12 protein-coding genes are annotated in these 17,637 nt (G+C 33.9%); 2 read left to right on the plus strand and 10 right to left on the minus strand.

Going from position 1 to position 17,637, the window contains the following annotated elements; genetic code table 11:
- Positions 1-12: 12 nt before the first annotated feature.
- The 7 genes from VI621_RS01940 to VI621_RS01970 form a co-directional block, all read right to left on the minus strand.
- Entirely contained in the window at positions 13-2,667 is a 2,655-nt protein-coding gene (locus VI621_RS01940; protein WP_324216709.1) for a DUF7619 domain-containing protein, read from the minus strand.
- A gap of 142 nt (positions 2,668-2,809) precedes the next feature.
- Positions 2,810-3,682 carry a hypothetical protein gene (locus VI621_RS01945; protein WP_324216710.1) on the minus strand — a complete coding sequence of 291 codons (873 nt, stop codon included), beginning with the start codon at positions 3,680-3,682 and terminating at the stop codon, positions 2,810-2,812.
- A gap of 131 nt (positions 3,683-3,813) precedes the next feature.
- The gene (locus VI621_RS01950) at positions 3,814-5,601 is read right to left on the minus strand and encodes a serine hydrolase (RefSeq protein WP_324216711.1); all 1,788 of its coding nucleotides are present in this window, start codon (positions 5,599-5,601) and stop codon (positions 3,814-3,816) included.
- Positions 5,602-6,107: 506 nt separating this feature from the next.
- Positions 6,108-6,779, minus strand: a complete 672-nt coding sequence (locus VI621_RS01955) for a hypothetical protein (RefSeq protein WP_324216712.1) — start codon at positions 6,777-6,779, stop codon at positions 6,108-6,110.
- Positions 6,776-7,624: a CPBP family intramembrane glutamic endopeptidase gene (locus VI621_RS01960; protein ID WP_324216713.1), complete on the minus strand. Its 849-nt coding sequence runs from the start codon at positions 7,622-7,624 to the stop codon at positions 6,776-6,778. Before VI621_RS01960 ends, VI621_RS01955 begins: the two co-directional genes overlap by 4 nt.
- Before the next feature lie 280 nt (positions 7,625-7,904).
- Positions 7,905-8,495, minus strand: a complete 591-nt coding sequence (locus VI621_RS01965) for a DUF6705 family protein (protein WP_324216714.1) — start codon at positions 8,493-8,495, stop codon at positions 7,905-7,907.
- A gap of 299 nt (positions 8,496-8,794) precedes the next feature.
- On the minus strand, positions 8,795-9,526 hold the full coding sequence (locus tag VI621_RS01970; RefSeq protein WP_324216715.1) for a DUF3784 domain-containing protein: 732 nt from the start codon (positions 9,524-9,526) through the stop codon (positions 8,795-8,797).
- A 554-nt stretch (positions 9,527-10,080) separates the two neighbouring features.
- On the opposite strand from VI621_RS01970, the gene VI621_RS01975 reads away from it, so the two are divergent.
- Together VI621_RS01975 and VI621_RS01980 are read left to right on the plus strand one after the other, a co-directional pair.
- Positions 10,081-11,850, plus strand: coding sequence for a 1-deoxy-D-xylulose-5-phosphate synthase (locus VI621_RS01975; RefSeq protein ID WP_324216716.1), 1,770 nt, complete (start codon positions 10,081-10,083; stop codon positions 11,848-11,850).
- A 39-nt stretch (positions 11,851-11,889) separates the two neighbouring features.
- Complete coding sequence (locus VI621_RS01980) at positions 11,890-12,840, plus strand: DUF3078 domain-containing protein (RefSeq protein ID WP_324216717.1); 951 nt, start codon at positions 11,890-11,892, stop codon at positions 12,838-12,840.
- 59 nt (positions 12,841-12,899) lie between these two features.
- On the opposite strand, the gene VI621_RS01985 is transcribed toward VI621_RS01980, so the two are convergent.
- The 3 genes from VI621_RS01985 to VI621_RS01995 all read right to left on the minus strand — a co-directional run bounded on the left by VI621_RS01985 (position 12,900) and on the right by VI621_RS01995 (position 17,630).
- Positions 12,900-15,623 carry a T9SS-dependent M36 family metallopeptidase gene (locus tag VI621_RS01985; RefSeq protein ID WP_324216718.1) on the minus strand — a complete coding sequence of 908 codons (2,724 nt, stop codon included), beginning with the start codon at positions 15,621-15,623 and terminating at the stop codon, positions 12,900-12,902.
- 87 nt (positions 15,624-15,710) lie between these two features.
- Entirely contained in the window at positions 15,711-17,054 is a 1,344-nt protein-coding gene (locus VI621_RS01990; RefSeq protein ID WP_324216719.1) for a deoxyguanosinetriphosphate triphosphohydrolase, read from the minus strand.
- A gap of 72 nt (positions 17,055-17,126) precedes the next feature.
- Positions 17,127-17,630, minus strand: coding sequence for an RDD family protein (locus VI621_RS01995; RefSeq protein ID WP_324216720.1), 504 nt, complete (start codon positions 17,628-17,630; stop codon positions 17,127-17,129).
- Between the last annotated feature and the right edge of the window lie 7 nt (positions 17,631-17,637).

Genomic DNA, 17,637 nt, shown 5'->3' on the forward strand with positions numbered 1-17,637 from the left:
TTTCTGCTGACTTTATTCTTTTATAATTTTTGTGTTTGTAATTCCCGTTTCTGTATAAACTTTTAGAATATAATTTCCAGTCTTCAATCCGCTCAAATTTACTTTGTTTTCATTTACTGCATTTGAACTTAAAATTCTTCCAGTTATATCGTAAACTTCTACTTTGTTTACATTTTCTACTGTATTAAAAAACAGTATATCTTTTACTGGATTTGGATAAACGGAAAGTTTATTTATTCCTGAAATGTCATCGATCCCTAAAGTTTGAATTGTAGAAATAAAAGTATTGGTTAAAATTGGGTAATTATAGTCAAAATAAATACTGGCATTATTAGAAAAAGTATTTCCAACAGTTAATGTTGATTTAGTTTTAATTTTAAAAATAATATAACCATCATTATTTGCATTGTCAAAAGGTAAATTTATGTTTTCAAAAATGAATTCCACTTCGTTGATATTGGTCACTCTGGCATACACATTATGACTGGAACTTATAGGAGATAGTGTAGCAATATCAAACTTTGAAGTGTCAATAATATCCCGTACCACTATATCTTGGGCGTTGGCCGTTCCGTTATTCTCAAAATTAATCACATAATGAACATATTTTCCGGCAATATCAGGTGAAACAGTGGCCCCCTCCAAACAAATTTTATTATTAGGGTCAAAGGAATTAACAACTGTTTCACTCAAATTTGAAATGTTATCAGTTGGATTTACATCAGTTGCGCCTGTTATAGTTGCTGTATAATACAGTATATCGCCATTATTTACAGGCGGCGTTTCCGTTGGCGAATTAATATTAAATGTCAGGTTAATTTCCCTTGTTTCAAACGGCAAAAGGTTTGTAAAGCTCCATTGCAAAGCATTGGCTGATGTACTTGAGGTGATCGGGTTGCATAACAATAAATCCATAATGGTATCGTCAAATGTAAAATTCAAAGAACCGGATTGGACCTGGTTTCCTTTGTTTTTATATATGATTTTATATTTCGAATCAAAACCCGGTCTGGCGATATTAAGCGGAACAATTGAGACTTCCAGGTCGTTATGGATACCTGCCGGAGCTAAACACAAATCTACATTTGCCAAAATATTTGTTGGCGTAAAATTTATTGTTATCGGAGCTGTTAAGCCAAAATCAAATAGTGGAAATAAATCATTTACAGGCACTAAAGTGACCGAATTACTTTGCGTATATAATGTGAAATTACCAAATGAATCGGAAAAAGTGTAACACTGCGGACTGGTACAATTATATTGAATTTTTATGCCCGGAATGCCAACATTATTTTGACATCCATCGCCCTCTATATCAAATTTTACATTTCCTAAAACCGTGTTATATTTGCAGTTTGGTGTGAAATTATAATAGGGGCTTTGTTGAATCGTACTCGGTAAAAAAGAAAATTGCTCATTAAAATCTACACAAACCAAGTTCAGATTTGGAGAAGAATAAACACTAAAAACTCCTGCGTTCATCGAACTTTCATTTGCTCCATTTTTAAGGTTGATCCTTTGAAGATTAGTACAGTTGGACGCCCTAATTTCTGTATAATTATTGGAGCATGATAAATCAAGTTCAGTTATATATGGGTTTGAATTGGCGATAACTGCTTTTAAACTGTTGCAATTTTGTAAAGAGATCGTATGTAATCCTGTATTTGTAAAAACATCATTGTTACCATAACAATCAAGATGGACCAGATTTGTCAAATTAGATAAATTTAAATTTGAAATTACATTTCTGGAGCAAATTAGCTTAGTAAGATTGGAGCATCCCTGGACATTAAGAGTTGTAAAATCATAAGTAAATGACGTACTTGCATTATCACAATACAATTCTAATAAGGTTGTCATATTGGAAACGTCTAAACCATTTAATTTATTCCAGCTCAAATCAAGAATTTTTAAATTGGTGAAAAGTGTTTTGTTAAATATAGTCAAATCACTCCCGTTAAGTTTTAGTGTTTCTATGGTATTGTTTGGAAAAAAAGTGATGTTAGAAAAATTATTATTGTCTAATTCAATAATCTTTAGATTGGGTTTATTACTTAAATCAATACTTGTTACTGTTGTTTTAAAACCTCCATACGCATAAATTTCTTCTAGACTGGTAATATTATCGAGCGTATTGGAATAAAACTTACAACTTCCAAAATTTATAATTTTTAGGCTAGGTAAATTTAACAAGGAATATACAGGATTACTGGTATTGCTTCCGGCGTTTTGGCAATATAATGTAACTAATGCCGGTAAATTTTCTATTATTAATGTTGTTAAATATTGATTATTACTACTACAATCAATATAGGAAAGAAATTGCAATCCGGTAATATTTAAATTTACAATACGGTTGGATCTAAGGTCCAATTTTGTTAAATTCGGAAAGTTGGTAATCCCAACAACACTTGTTATAAAATAATAATTCCCATTCAGCGTGTAATTCATATTTAATTCAGAAACCTCATTGGCTTCACTCTGTTGAATCTCACCATCACTATTTGCATCGATTTTAAAATAATTCCCGCTCAGATTTTTTGCCAATAAATTTGAGGAACTTGCGCCCAATAATTTTATTTTAAAATTAGCATCAGGAATAGTAACGATTTGAGCACTGCATAATGTTGTTAAAACAATAAATAATAGAGTAATTTTATATTTCATAATTTATATTTTGTTTTGTCATACTATCAATTTAACCTTTCTGAATATTAATGTTTTGTAGCTAAATTACGACTTAATTCTTCAAATATAAGATAACTTTTGAAAATACGGCGTTTTTTTGTGGTTGATGGCTTTTATTAATTTACTCCAATTGATATTCTTTTTTCATTAATGCAATGAGTTGCCTGGCATCATTATTTAATATCATTTCCTTTTCCATTATCATTATATATACTGATTTAAGATCTCTTATGTTATTGTTAAATTCTCCCAGCAATGCCTTGTCACTTGATAAAAGATAATTTTTATTTCCCATTTCCATCTGTGCGATTGATTTGACTTGCCTGTCTTTTTCCAAGTCTTCCCGATCAAACAATTCGCGCATTAGTCGTCTCGAACTTTCAAATTCAACGTTTACACCTATTATATCAATATTGATAAGATCTCTTACTTTTGAATCATAACTTGCAATTCCTTCAGTCACTTTCTTATTTCGTATCAGTCGCATTGCCCCGGAATTTTTAAGTTGTTGCATCGTTCGGTCTGAATAAATAAAATCCGGATAACCGCCAGCTGCTCTAAGATTTCTGTGCAGTATATCATTGTATCCTTTTGAAAGTTTGGGATACATCTTCAGAACGGTATCCAGTCTTTTATCTATAAATTGAAATTCTTTTATCACCAAAGCCAAATTTGTGGTGTCCTTTTGCAAATCTTCAATCATCGATTTGATGTAGACTTCCTCTCTGTCCCCTTCAATTTTATGCTCCAATTGATACTCTGCCAAAAAACCGCAGAACACAGCAAGAAAAAGCATTAAAAACTCCCAAAAATACGTTTGCCAGTTTTTCTTTCCATGATTATGATGCGCGTGGTGGTGTACTTCCATATTTTCTGTTCCTTGATTTTGGTTTGTAGTATTACTGTCAGCAATAGGGATAATTTCGCCTGAGGGGTTTTCCGATTTGGGTTTATTCGGTTTATCTGCCTGTTCTTCGTCTGTATAGTCTGCCATTTATTTAGTTTATTGGTTTGTCAAAAGGTTAGCGTGTTTCAAGTATGACACTCAACATTTTTAGGCTTGGCGAAAGGCGGGATTTACGAAGTATTCAGTCCGTCTTTTCCCAAGCCGATGTTGTACGAGGTTTATTTTTCGCCTTCGTCCCTTTTTATTTCATATTCGCCAGTTCCGTCTTTTTGTTTCATCGCGGTTACTTTGCCATTTTCCATAACAAACTCAAATGTATAATCAGCAAATTCTTTTGTTTTAAAAAGGTTTGGCTTATAAGGAATTAGCTCTATATCCGGGGCTCCTCCTATAAATAATTGGTTTTTATTTTTCAGAAATACATTTATTGTATTTGTTCCGATTTTGTATTTTCCTGCATATTTAGTAAGTGTTTCAATCTTGCTTAAATTAGCATCTGTCTTTTTCATAAAAGTGACTTCGCCTTCATCTAACGAAATTACAAAACGGTCAATTTCACCTTGTGGATTGGTTTGATAGTTTAAGGAATAAAATCCGTCTTCTTCATCGTTACTTGTATCGAAACGGTTATAATGAAAATGATGCATCGGCAAATTAATATTGTGTAATCTAAAAACCATTTGGGTATCTTTTTGTGCAACATTAATAATACCGTAAGCATTGTTTTCAAAATCACCCAGATAATCACTTAATTTATGAGAGGGTGTTGTACCTTTAACCTGCCCTTGCATCGCTTTTTCTCTCCCATCTTTACCTAGCTTCTTGCTTGCATCTCTATTCTTTAAACCTCTTTCGCTCCAAGGCGTAATAGACATTCCTAATAGGTGTTCATAAACATTGTAAACAATTGAATTGTATCGAAGGCTATGATCACCGATAACAAAAACAATAACGCCAATACTATCTTGTGGCATATAGGATATTTGAGAGTGAATTCCATTCAAATCACCTCCGTGTAAAACCAATTGATGCCCACGATAAGATACCGATTGTCGTCCCATACCATACACCGGATTAAGTATTTCAGTATAACCTTGGCTTAATGCTGCGTTATTCATAGCAATGGATGGTTCCATTGTTGCATTTACCACAGCTTCCGGAATTACTTGCTTGCCCTCATAAACGCCTTTATTCATAAGTGCTGCAAGCCAATGTGATAAATCGGTAATATTGGAAATGATAGAACCTGCCGGACCTAAACCATCTGTTTCGCTATTATATTCTGTTTTGTAAAGAATAGTAGTGTCTCTTTTTTCATTATAGGGTACAAAATAATCGGATTGCTTTTTCATATCAGCAATACTAAAAAAGGTATTTTTCATTTTTAAAGGGTTCAATATTTTTTCCTGAACATAACTTTCCCAAGTTTTCCCTTCAACCAAATTAATAATATGCCCCGATGCAGCATACATTAAGTTATTGTATAAAAAACCTTGGCGCAACGGTTGGACAGGTTCTAAATATTTTAATTTATCAAATAATTCAGTTCTGTTAAAATCAGATTTGTACCAAATTAAATCGTGTCGGGTAACCCCAGTTCGATGTGAAAGCATATCTCTGACGGTAATGGTATTATTTAATTCATTATTGTAGAACTGAACAGATGGGACAAAGGTTTTTATTGGTTTATCCCAATCTAATTTTCCTTCATTTACCAACAAACCTATTGCTGTTGCCGTAAATAATTTTGTATTAGAAGCAATTTGAAATAAAGTGTTTGCCGTGATTGGTGTTTTTTTTCCATAATCACGGTAGCCATAGCCTTTTGCAAAAACCAGTTTGCCATTTTTAACGATACCAACACCAACACCTGGCATATTCCAATTTATAAGGTTGGTTTCCATTTCTTTGTCAAATCCAATGAGTTTGTTTTGGATTTCGATGTCTTGACCAAAACAAATGTTGGTATAAAGGCATAAGCAAATAAAAAAGGCAATTGATTTCATAATATTATTGAATTAATTATTTCCATTCTAGAGTTAGAAACTTGTCATGTTTTAAATCTCGTACTACTTATTTTATAAGAAATTTTAATTAAAAAAAATCCCTCAGTCCACAAAAACAAACCATATCTAAGAAGTCTTTATTTACAAACCTACTTGCAGTTTATTAAATAAGCAAATTCTTAAATTACTGCTTTACAACCTTTTAGTCTGTTAATATTTAGGCAATTTACAATAATAAACAAATACCAAACTATCCCTAAATTTAGGGATATTTGTACTAGCTATATTTGGGGAGGGTAATAGTCAGATTTTAAAACCAACGGAAATATCTTTTTTGGCCAATATATAATCGGGCGCACCACACAAAATTATTTTGAGTTCTCTGGCGGGGTTACCGTTAATTAATGACTTAATTCTTCACGTATAAGATAACTTTTGAAAAAAGGCGCTTTTTGATGGTTGATGGAAGTTAGTGATTTTGAGGAATTAATATTGGTGGATGGCTTTTATGTTTTTGGCAGTTCCTTTAGAATCTTTTCTAGTTTATCTTCTTTAAAGAAAAATAAACTTCCTAAATATTCCTTATTTTTTTCCGTGAAAGGTTTATTAGTTAAATCATTTTCAAAATATCTTGAGTATGTTGCTCTAAACTTTTTTTGGTAGTGATAACTGTCTATAGCAAATAAAGGGCTCGTTATAGGTTGCGCTAAAGCTTCATTTAAATTGCCAAATCCATCCATCACTAAAAAAAGTTTATATCCATTTTCTTTAGCATAATTTTCATAAACCATAAGTGGTTTGCATAAATCAGAAGTACATCCATTCTTAAAAATATAAACAATTGATTTAGGGTGGGCTTTCAATTCTTGTTTTAATTGAGTGCCGTTTACTTTATATATGTAATCTGTATTAAACTCTGTAACATTGTTTAGCGCAACGATTTTGCTTTTTTGGGATTCCTCTAATTTTTTATAATCATTTGTAAGTCCTTGTATACTGCAAGAGGATATAAAGGCAAGTAAAAAAAATAAAAGTATTTTTATTTTCCTATTAAGTGTTTGTTTTTGCCTAATTTTATTTTGTTTTTTAATGCTTAGAGATAACGGATTGCGGGCACGGATTGCAAATCCGCCTTTACTTTGTGGACACATCCGCGCCGTCTGCGTATGTAATGTCATTGTATTTCAAGCTCCTTTTGTAAAATTTTTATAAATGCATCTTTAGTTACGCCATCTTTTGACTTAAAATTTAAATTAATCAATTCATCCTCGGCAACATATCGTCCTTTTCTATAAAGTGTATCTAATATATGTTGAACCGAATAGTGTTCCGCATTGATGAAAATAATTTTGTCACCAACGCTGTCAATCTTCATACGCTGCTTTTCTTCGTCAAAAAATAATTCCTGCTCAATGGTAACAGTATAGTTTAGGGCTTTTTCTGAATAAGCATCAGTAGAGGAATAGCTGACATATGGAATAATAAATATTGTCAAATTCCACATAGCATGGAAAAGTACACCCCACAAAAAATTGAATCGGACTCTGAGATAACTAAGGATGAACCCTCCTGCTAACTGCGATAAAATGATTAAAGGAGATAAAAGGTAAAATAAGGTAGTACGATTCGAATAATTCCATAGATGGACAAGACCAAAACAAATAACAGATACATAAACTAAACCTGGAAAAATTTTCGTCCATTTTTTTTGGGTAATAAAAGTTGTTTTGAGCCCATTATACCGCAGGAAGTATCTAAAAAACAATTCTTCTGCAAGTGGTACTAAAATAACGTAAAGAAGAATGGACGTTTGCCATGTTAAATAAGCATATTGATTATAAGACATGGGTACCATTTCAGATACCAAAGTTAAAAGTGGATCAATGATAACAATTGAAAGGATACCAATCAGCCCAAATAAAATTAAAACAACATATAATTTACTTTTTACAGTCAGGTCGATTTGTCGATCGTCAGGCTTAATTATAAATCCCAGAAAATCTTTTAATGTAGTTTTAATCATTGGTATTTAATCAAATTTCCAAAATACAAAGAACCGACAATTAGACTTAAGTTACAACTTCTATTAATTTAAAATAATTCTTCACATCAAGATTATCATTTTGTTGACGCAATCAAAAATTTCTGCTAACGTCCCGCTGGTTGCGGTCATTGGCGGATTGAACAAACCCAACAATCTACTGAACCGCAGTTACAAGAGGTTTTTTTTAATTTTCACCCATAAATAAAGCGATTTAAATTATTAACAAATCGCTTTTGACTACTAAGTAATTATAGAACCGTTAAGGTAATTTTGTTAAGATTAAATCGGTTGGTATTGAAAAATCAATTGGTTTTTTTGGTAAATTACTTGAACGATAAGTTTCAATATTGTGTAATCGCCATTGTGCTTTTAAAGGATTTGAACTTAAATCTTGTATTGTAAAATTAGCTCCGCAAAGTTTTCCTTTTATTTTATCAGATGCAGTAATATGCAAATTTTTATTTGCTGGACGATCAAGAACCGTTAGTAGTGGAGCGAAAGTTAATGCAGTTGCTAAATCATTAAAAGTAGTAGTGAAATTTAATGTATTTACAATTTCAACTCCATTTAAAACATATTGATAACCACCCATTAATTCATCTTTATATACATTTTCTAAATTATGAGCTTTGTAATGTAAGACTTTAATAAATTTAATTCTAAAAAAAGTATTATTACCGTCGTTCCATTCCCAAGTTCCAACAAATGGATCTAAAATCCCATCAATATCTTTGATGTAATTATTGTTTTTTAAATCTGTAGAACCATCGTAAGTTGATAATGAAATGGTTTGTTGTGCCTTGCACGATATTGTTAAAATCGTTATTAATATTAAAACTATAATTTTCATCGTATGTTTTTTATTATGTTATTAATTAAAACAAGGGGCTTCTTTGAACGTGCCTAATAAATTTGTTGCTAATTTTGTCCCGTTTGAAAATGTGTTAGTGGCACTATATAACGCTATACCTAATCCTTGATTGGCTATGAATTTGGATAATGCTTTTTTAATAAGCCAAAAGTTGTTTCCAACTTTTCCAACAAGCCAGATTACGGCTTATTGAAATCAAAAAAAACTACATATAACCCAATTCAAAAGCTATTTATAACTTAATGATGCTTTTCATAGGAGCCGCTTTTAGCAGATCGTCATTGTTTAATTATTTCTCTTTTTACTTCGTTATATATTTCTTCATTGGATTTGTCTTTAGATGAGTAATATATTTTTTGGTTGTCATTTGTAATTAATAAGATAATTGGTGTTTTCTTCGAGTTAATTAAAAGTTTTACTTTTTCATCATTTACAGTTCTGAAAAATCCTTTTTTAATTGTTTCGAGTGCAAAACCATTTGTTTTGGATGAAATTTCAGGCAACTTGTCAAGTAATTCTATGGATTTTAAATCACTTATGTTTATTTCTGTTCCGTATTCACCAGTTATTTCTATTTTCTTATTATCGACTATAATTTCGTTGTCTTTTAGACCGCTTTTAAACTCATAAATAATTACCACAAAAAGTAAAAACATAACACTCATCGCAATATATGTTGTAATATTTTGCTTTTTACTTTTATTTTTTGCGAATTGATTTGATTTCCAAATAAAATAAACATAGGCAAGTATCGGATAAGTACCTAAAAATATTCCACTCCAATCTGAATTTACAAAATAAAGTAAAAGTATAGATATGATTAATAATGAAAATCCAAGGAAAAAATGGAAATTTCGAAAAAATGGAATGTATGATTTAATGTCAAAATTTTGTCTTTCAACTTCGGACATTGTATTATAGCCTGAAAGTAAATATTTGGCATTATTTTCATTAACAATAAATGCTATTGCAAAAAATATTGCACTTAAAATTAAAATTGGTACTATCATTGGTTTAAAATTTCTGCTAACTTATTTATACAACAAGGCCTCCTTAAAAACCTTCTCTAATCTAACCGCAATAGCGTTGTATAAGAAGTCTTTACTTACAAACCTAACTACATTGCATTAAAAAACCTAATCTTTAATTTACTGCTTTATAGTCTTCCGGCAATATTTTGGGAGCGTATTATTTAAATTAAAAACCAACAAGAATATCTTTTTTTATCAATACATAATCGGGAGCACCGCATGATATTCTTTTGGCTTCGTTAGTGGCTCTGATTTCAGGAATTAAACGTTCAATAAGTGTTGTAAAACGCCCCGAAAAGTATGTTCCGTAACATTTCCAAGTTTGTGCCTTCTGTTTATATTGTCAATGTATTGTTCTAAAGTTATTGGGTTTATGTCAATTATTTCGAAACACAAAGATAATTTTTTAAACGAAATTTCCGATGTTTTCGGATTTGGAGAAATGCAAAGGTTTTTCGAGTTCGCTGACCACTCTTGTAATTTCTTCAACCCAATACATATATTTACCGTAAATTTGTCACAACACTACTAAGATGTCACAAAACTTACTGCAACATATCAATTCTCCGGCCGTTTTACGCCAACTTGACGAACAACAACTTCCTCAGTTAGCCCGTGAATTACGTGATTTTATTATCGATATTGTTTCGATAAAAGAAGGGCATTTGGGCGCCAGTTTAGGCGTCGTGGAACTTACCATTGCCTTGCATTATGTATTTAATACCCCCGAAGATTTATTGGTTTGGGATGTGGGCCATCAGGCTTATGGACATAAAATATTAACGGGAAGACGGGAACAATTCCATACCAACAGACAATTGAACGGTATCTCCGGTTTCCCAAAAAGAAGCGAAAGCGTCTATGATACTTTTGGCGTAGGCCACTCCTCTACCGCGATTTCTGCCGCTTTGGGAATGGCGATTGCCTCCAATCTGAATGGAAATTTCGAAAAACAGCATATTGCGGTGGTGGGCGATGCTTCGATTGCATCAGGTATGGCGTTTGAAGGATTGAATCACGCCGGCGTTACCGATGCCAATTTATTAGTGATTCTGAATGACAATGCTATCGGAATTGACCCTAGCGTCGGAGCTTTGAAAAAATACCTTACTGCTGTAAAAGAGGGGAAAAACCCTAAGCAGAATAACATGATCAAATCCCTGAATTTTGATTATTCGGGACCGATTGACGGGCATGATATTTTTGCGGTTATCAAAGAACTGAAACGGTTGCAAAAAATAAAAGGCCCAAAATTTCTCCACATCATTACCACCAAAGGAAAAGGCTTACAGCAAGCAGAAGAGGATCAGGTAAAATACCACGCACCGGGGAAATTCGATAAGACGACCGGAGAAATTCATTTGAAATCCGAAGACCATTTGCCACCAAAATATCAGGATGTTTTTGGTTTGACCCTTTTGGATTTGGCCACAAAAAACGAGAAAATCATTGGAATAACCCCTGCCATGCCAACAGGAAGTTCGCTGAAATTCATGATGGATGCTTTTCCGAAACGCGCTTTCGACGTGGGAATCGCCGAGCAGCACGCCGTGACGTTATCAGCCGGAATGGCAACACAAGGCATGGTGGTATTTTGCAACATCTACTCTACTTTTTTACAGCGTGCTTACGATCAGGTGATTCATGATGTCGCTTTACAGAACTTACCGGTCATTTTTTGTCTGGACCGGGCGGGTTTGGTTGGCGAAGATGGCGCAACCCATCACGGCGTTTTCGATTTGGCTTATTTGCGTTGTATTCCGAATATGATTATCTATTCTCCAATGAATGAATTGGGTTTGAGAAATATTTTATATACCGCACAATTAGGTTTGCCGCATCCCATAGCCATGCGATATCCAAGAGGCCGCGGCGTTATTGTGGATTGGCAAAAACCCTACAAGAAAATCGAAATCGGCAAAGCAAATTATATAAAAGAAGGTTCATTAGTAGCCGTTTTATCAAATGGTCCGATTGGGAATAATGTAACTTTGGCTTTAGCCAAAATAAATCATCCGGATGCCATCGCCCATTATGATTTTGCCTTTGTAAAACCATTGGATGAAAATGCATTACATGCTATTTTCGATGAATTCGAATCCATAATCACTATTGAAGATGGCGTGATAAAAGGCGGTTTCGGCAGTGCCATTATAGAATTTGCCTCGAAAAATAATTATCAGACACCCATTAAAACATTGGGAATCCCCGACGAATTTATCGAACACGGAACCGTTGAAGAGCTACAACAATATTGTAAAATTGACGTTAAGAGTTTAGAAATAATGCTGTCAGGTTATTAATTAAAATCCATTATTAAAACTTTCACCCCCCCCATTTTTATGAGAACTAACCACTTTCTTATTGGCTTTTTTTTGCTTATTAGTCATCTAAGCAGCTATTCGCAAAAAATCATTACTACTAAAAATACCGATACCATTTCTAATTGGAAAAAGAAAAACACCGTTGGATTCGACTTGACCGAAATTGCATTTGTAAACTGGAGCGCCGGAGGAACCAGCTCTATTTCGGGTTTGTTGAAAGGCAATTTTACCAGAATTTATTTACGCGATAATATCAAATGGCATAATGAGCTGATCGTCCGTTACGGTATGAACAAGCAAGATGGTATTGAAATGAGAAAAACGGATGATGCGCTACAGTTTAATTCTACAATTGGCTATCGAAAAGACACCATTTCTAATTGGTACCATTCTGCCAAATTCAACTTTAATACCCAATTTACAAACGGCTATGCGTATCCAAATACTGATTTGGCGATATCGAAACCATTTGCTCCTGCCTATACTTTCATAGGAATCGGCGCCGAATATGCCAATAAAGAGAAGCATGTTGTGGTTTACATTTCTCCATTGACATTAAAAAACACTCTGGTTTTGGACCAACGATTGGCAAACCAAGGTGCCTTCGGTGTAAAAGGCGCAACCTATGATGTTGATGGAAATTTGATTACGGAGGGTGAATTATCTAAAACAGAATTGGGTTTTTTGGTTACCAGTAAGTACAAAGCAGAGATCTTCAAAAACATTAATTTAGAAAATCGATTGAGCTTATATTCTGATTATATCAATAAATTTGGAAATATTGATGTCGACTGGCAATTGCAATTGGATTTGGTGGTAAACGAATATGTGAAAGCTAATGTTGGGACTCATTTAATTTATGACGATGACATTAAAGCTAAAAAAGACGTCGCCGGAGAGCAAGTAACTGTAGGCCCTAAAGTACAATTAAAACAAATGCTTGGCGTCGGTATGGTTTACAACTTCTAAATAAACAAAAAAGCCTGTAACAGAAGTTACAGGCTTTTTTTATTGGATTAATTTTAAACTTAGTTTAAAATAATTTTTTGAGTATGATTTAATTCTTCACCATTGATTTTCAAGATATAAATTCCTGATTGAAGATGGCTTAAATCGATTGTTTTGTCGATATTGAAATTATCGTTTTGAACATTATAAACCACTCTTCCGTTGATATCAACCACTTGAAGATTTATTTTCCCTGTGAATTGGGCTATATGAATATTAACCTGTCCGTTAGAAGGGTTTGGATATACTTTAATCATATTGCTGTTTTCAAAATAATCAATAGATAAAGTACAATTTGGACCGGCAGCCGGTTCAGTAAAGTCTTCTGTTTGGTCATTAATTCCGGCAACACCGCTATTAGTTCCTGAAGAAGCATTAACTCCCAATCCTCTTCTGGCAAAAACTTGCCAGATCATACAATAATTCTGTCCTCCTGTTGTAGCTTGATCTGCAGCTAATATTGCATCTCTACCAGAAACAAATGAAGGATTACATGGCTGTAATTTTAAAGCATCAACAACTAAACGCAATACTTTATTATTACCTCCAGTTCCATTGTATATATTTGAATCAAAACCATATTTAGCACGGTAAGCCCAAGCTAAATCCCATAAAATAGTAGCCCAAACTGAACCTACTGAATGCACGTCAATACGAGGATTCCCATCGGCGTCATTATATTGCATTCCGTTTGTATCTCCAAAAGTAAAAGGATTAACAGCCATATCTGGAGAATATTTATATTGTCTAATCCCTGATCCAGTTGTAGGCTGGCTTGATACGAAAGTACCAATTCCTCTTGCATCATTAGCGGTATCAGCTGCTTTCATTTGCAACATTAGCGCAAAGAAATCTGACCAACCCTCACCCATTTGCTCTGAACTTTGCAAACAACTAGAATTTGCAGGACCTCCTGTTAATCTCGTTGAAATTCCATGACCATATTCATGAGCAATGATTACATTATCGAAATCTCCATCAGAATTTACAAACGGAGCTTCGCCCAATTGGAGTTTACCATTTACTGTTTCCATTTTGATTCTTGTAATTAATGCTTCACCAATTGCTTGAGTTACACTAATCGCAGGAATTGTAATAGTTGCATCTGCACCAGACATATTTATTGAAGCCGAAACGGTAGGAGATGGCCCCACATTATTAACAATAATTACTGCTGTTGCACCTGCATTTTGTGCGTTTTTTACTTTCTCTGTAAAAGCACAAGGAGTTCCTCCTGAAGCTTCTGCCAAAGATCTTCTGATCACTACAATCTTACCATTGATGGCTGCAGCGTTTACGGCCGGTCCACATCCGTCAGCATTATCAGTTGTACCAGGATCCGGGGTTCCATCATCATATAACACTAAATTTGATTGAATAAGTGCTGGTGCTACAGGAATGTTTACATGTCCCGGAGAAAAAACATTATCATTAGCTTGTCTGGTTCCCGCAATATCTGCTGGCGAATTGATAGTTAATGGGTGGATTGGTGCTGCATAACTCCAAAGATACATTTGCATTCTTGGCGCTGAACCATCTACCGGAGTAGAAAAATTAGCATTATTTAAATTTTGCGGTGTTGAAGTAGAACCGTCTTGTGAATCAGCAAAAACAGCGTCTCCTAAAAAACTAGTCGCTCCACCATTTCCATAATTATTTTTTTGGAAATTACCATTAATCTCATTGAAACCATATTGATAAAATACATCATGCATGATGTTATTCATATAGAACAGATTAGTTGTAGCAGCACTTAAATAAGTAGATGGCTGAGCAGTAACTCCACCATAAGGGAAATCAAAAGTTAAACTTGCTGTTCCATCTGGACTAATTCCTGTTCCATTATTAGTATTTCCGTCTTCTTGAGCATAAACATTATTTCCTCTTGTATAGGTAAATTCAGCACCCGTTGCGCCGTTTGTATCATGCCATCCATAAGGAGATGCTGTTGCGTTTTCAGGGTTAGAAATCAATTGTCTTGGCCCATGATTAGGACTTTCTATATTGAAAGGGATTACTCTATAAGATCCAGCCATCGGTTGTAAAACAGATTGTGTCTCTTTAAAAAAAGTTTTTGTGAAATTTATTGAGTGGTCATGTGTAGCATGATTAGACTTTTCTCCAAAGCTGCAAGAAATAACCATGTCATTTTTTTCCAACATTTTTCCGTCTAAGGCATCAATTCTAACACTCCATAAATGTTGAAATCCAGGTGCGTAAATCGTAAAATCCCAAGCTAATTTTAGCTTATTATCAGCTGTAAACTGATAAACCAATTCCGCCGAGATTGGATCATTAACCAATACCCCGTTGCTGATTTTAAATTCTTTAGGACTTTTTGTTTCAATTATTTCAAAAGATCCTGAATTAGAAATTTCTAATACAGTAATTGCTTTTGACAATGCCTGAAGAACTGATAATGTTGGAGTTACAGCATTTGCTTTTTGGGCAACATTGTCAACAAACCGGCTGCCAACATTGATAACTTCACCGTTTTTTATCCAAAAATTGGAAACGGCTCCAAAAATTTCAGTCCCGTTGTAACGCTGTTTAACATAGAAATTATTGATGTTTGTGCTAGTAGAACTTGCTTCGCTTTCAACAATCCAGTCATTAATGTCATTATTTGTAAGATCTAACTTGGTGTAGTTTGCATTCAAATAGTTCTGAATCTTTTCATTATTGGATTGAGAAAAACCAATAAACGGAATAAGAAACAAGAATAGTAGGGTAATTTTTTTCATTGATTTGGTTAATGTGTAATTAATTAAGAATCCAAAAATAAATATTTTTTACAACATACGCAATTTTAAGCGTAAAACATTGATAATTTAACTTTTAGATGCAGTAATTGTATTATAAAGTATAAATGCATTGCCATCTGTAAGCAATGAAACGAAATGACAAATGTGAAGCAATCGGTCATACAGATGATCCTTTTCGACATGGAATTTCTCCGGAAGCAACTTCAGTAGCAACTTGTCAAAATTGGTTGCCTTTCCTTCAAAATCATTATTAAAAGCGGTTGTGAATTTATCCAATAACGTATTTATAATCTGATAACCAGTCAATTCCTTTTCGATTACTTCTCTGCTTTGATAAATATTTTTCACACTCAACTTGATGATATCATCCATTTGTGCCTTGTATTTGCTTTTATCGGTCAGGGCAAATGGGAATTTCCCTTCCAGAATCGCTTTTTCATTTTCGACAAAAACTTTTACCACATCGTTAATCAAACTTCCGATGGCCAACGCACGCAAATAACTGATTCGGTCTTCTTTAGTAGTTAAAGAATTGTATTTCTTCGTATCAATACTGTCTTTTACTAATTTAATTAAATATTCCAACGCAAAATCTTCGGAAACCAAACCAAGGTTCATTCCGTCTTCAAAATCGATAATGGTGTAACATATATCATCGGCAGCCTCGACTAAATAAGCCAGCGGATGTCTTTCGTAGCCAATGTCATTTCCTGTTTTATTGGAAATCATCCCCAATTCGGAAGCCACTTCCTGAAAAGATGCTTTATCGGATTGAAAGAAACCATATTTTTTATCGGCGATATTAGTAGTCGGTTTTTTGGGTAAACTCTCTTTTGGATATTTCATGAAGGCGCCTAAAACAGCATACGTAAGTCTGAGACCGCCATCAATCCCATTGCGCGTGCTCGAAAGCACCGAAAACCCATTCGCATTGCCTTCGAAATCAATTAAATCCTGCCATTCTTTGTCATTAAGCTGGTCTTTGTATTTTTGGCCGTTGCCAATAGAAAAATATTCGCCAATGGCTTTTTCACCGGAATGCCCAAAAGGCGGATTTCCAATATCATGTGCCAAAGAAGCCGCAGCCACGATGGCACCAAAATCGTTCATGTGAAAGCCGTGAATTTCTTTTAAATGCGGATATTTTTCGATGATTTTTTTTCCAACCAACCTTCCTATGGAACGTCCAACGACAGACACTTCTAAACTGTGCGTTAATCTGGTGTGCACGAAATCCGTTTTCGACAACGGAATCACTTGTGTTTTATCCTGTAAACTTCTAAAAGCCGACGAGAAAATGATTCGGTCGTAATCGACTTCAAAACCCAAACGCGTGTCGTCCTGTTCTTTTCGCAATCGTTTGGTCGTGTCGCCTTGTCGTTTTAGAGATAAAAGTTGTTCCCAGTTCATCGTTTTTGTTTTGGATTTTGAATAAGCGAATATAAAGAAAAACAGCTATCAAAATGACAGCTGTTTTTTATTTTAAATTACATTATCTCCAACTTGGTCGGAAGGAACAAACAATCGCTTCTTTTCGTTAAACTCATGTTTTTTTACCACATAGGTTTGCGAAAAAGCATCATGCCAACCTCTTGAATGAATGTTTAAAAAAGTAATTGCTTCAAATGGAATAAAACGACATAGGGTTCTCTTGACAATGGTTTTAGCATCTGGTTTCGAACCATCCCTCATGACTACAAATGTTTTGGTGAAATATTTAGCAATGGTGCGGGAAAAATTTATCTCCATGAACCCGTAATATAAAATCATGATGACAGTACCTGACAAAAATTGCTCTAAACCGTTCATGGTTTCAATCCTTTCGGATAATTCATAACTATTTGATATGTCCGCAATGACAATAAGGGTAAATCCTATGCTGATCCAAATAATATACAGAATCACTAAATCAATGAGGCAATTCAAGAAACGTTGCCCGCGAGTAGCGAATAGCTCTTTAGTAACCGTAAAGTCTTTATTTTCCATTTTAATT

Origin of the sequence: Flavobacterium sp., from assembly GCF_035292545.1 — a bacterium.
Classification (GTDB): Bacteria; Bacteroidota; Bacteroidia; order Flavobacteriales; family Flavobacteriaceae; genus Flavobacterium.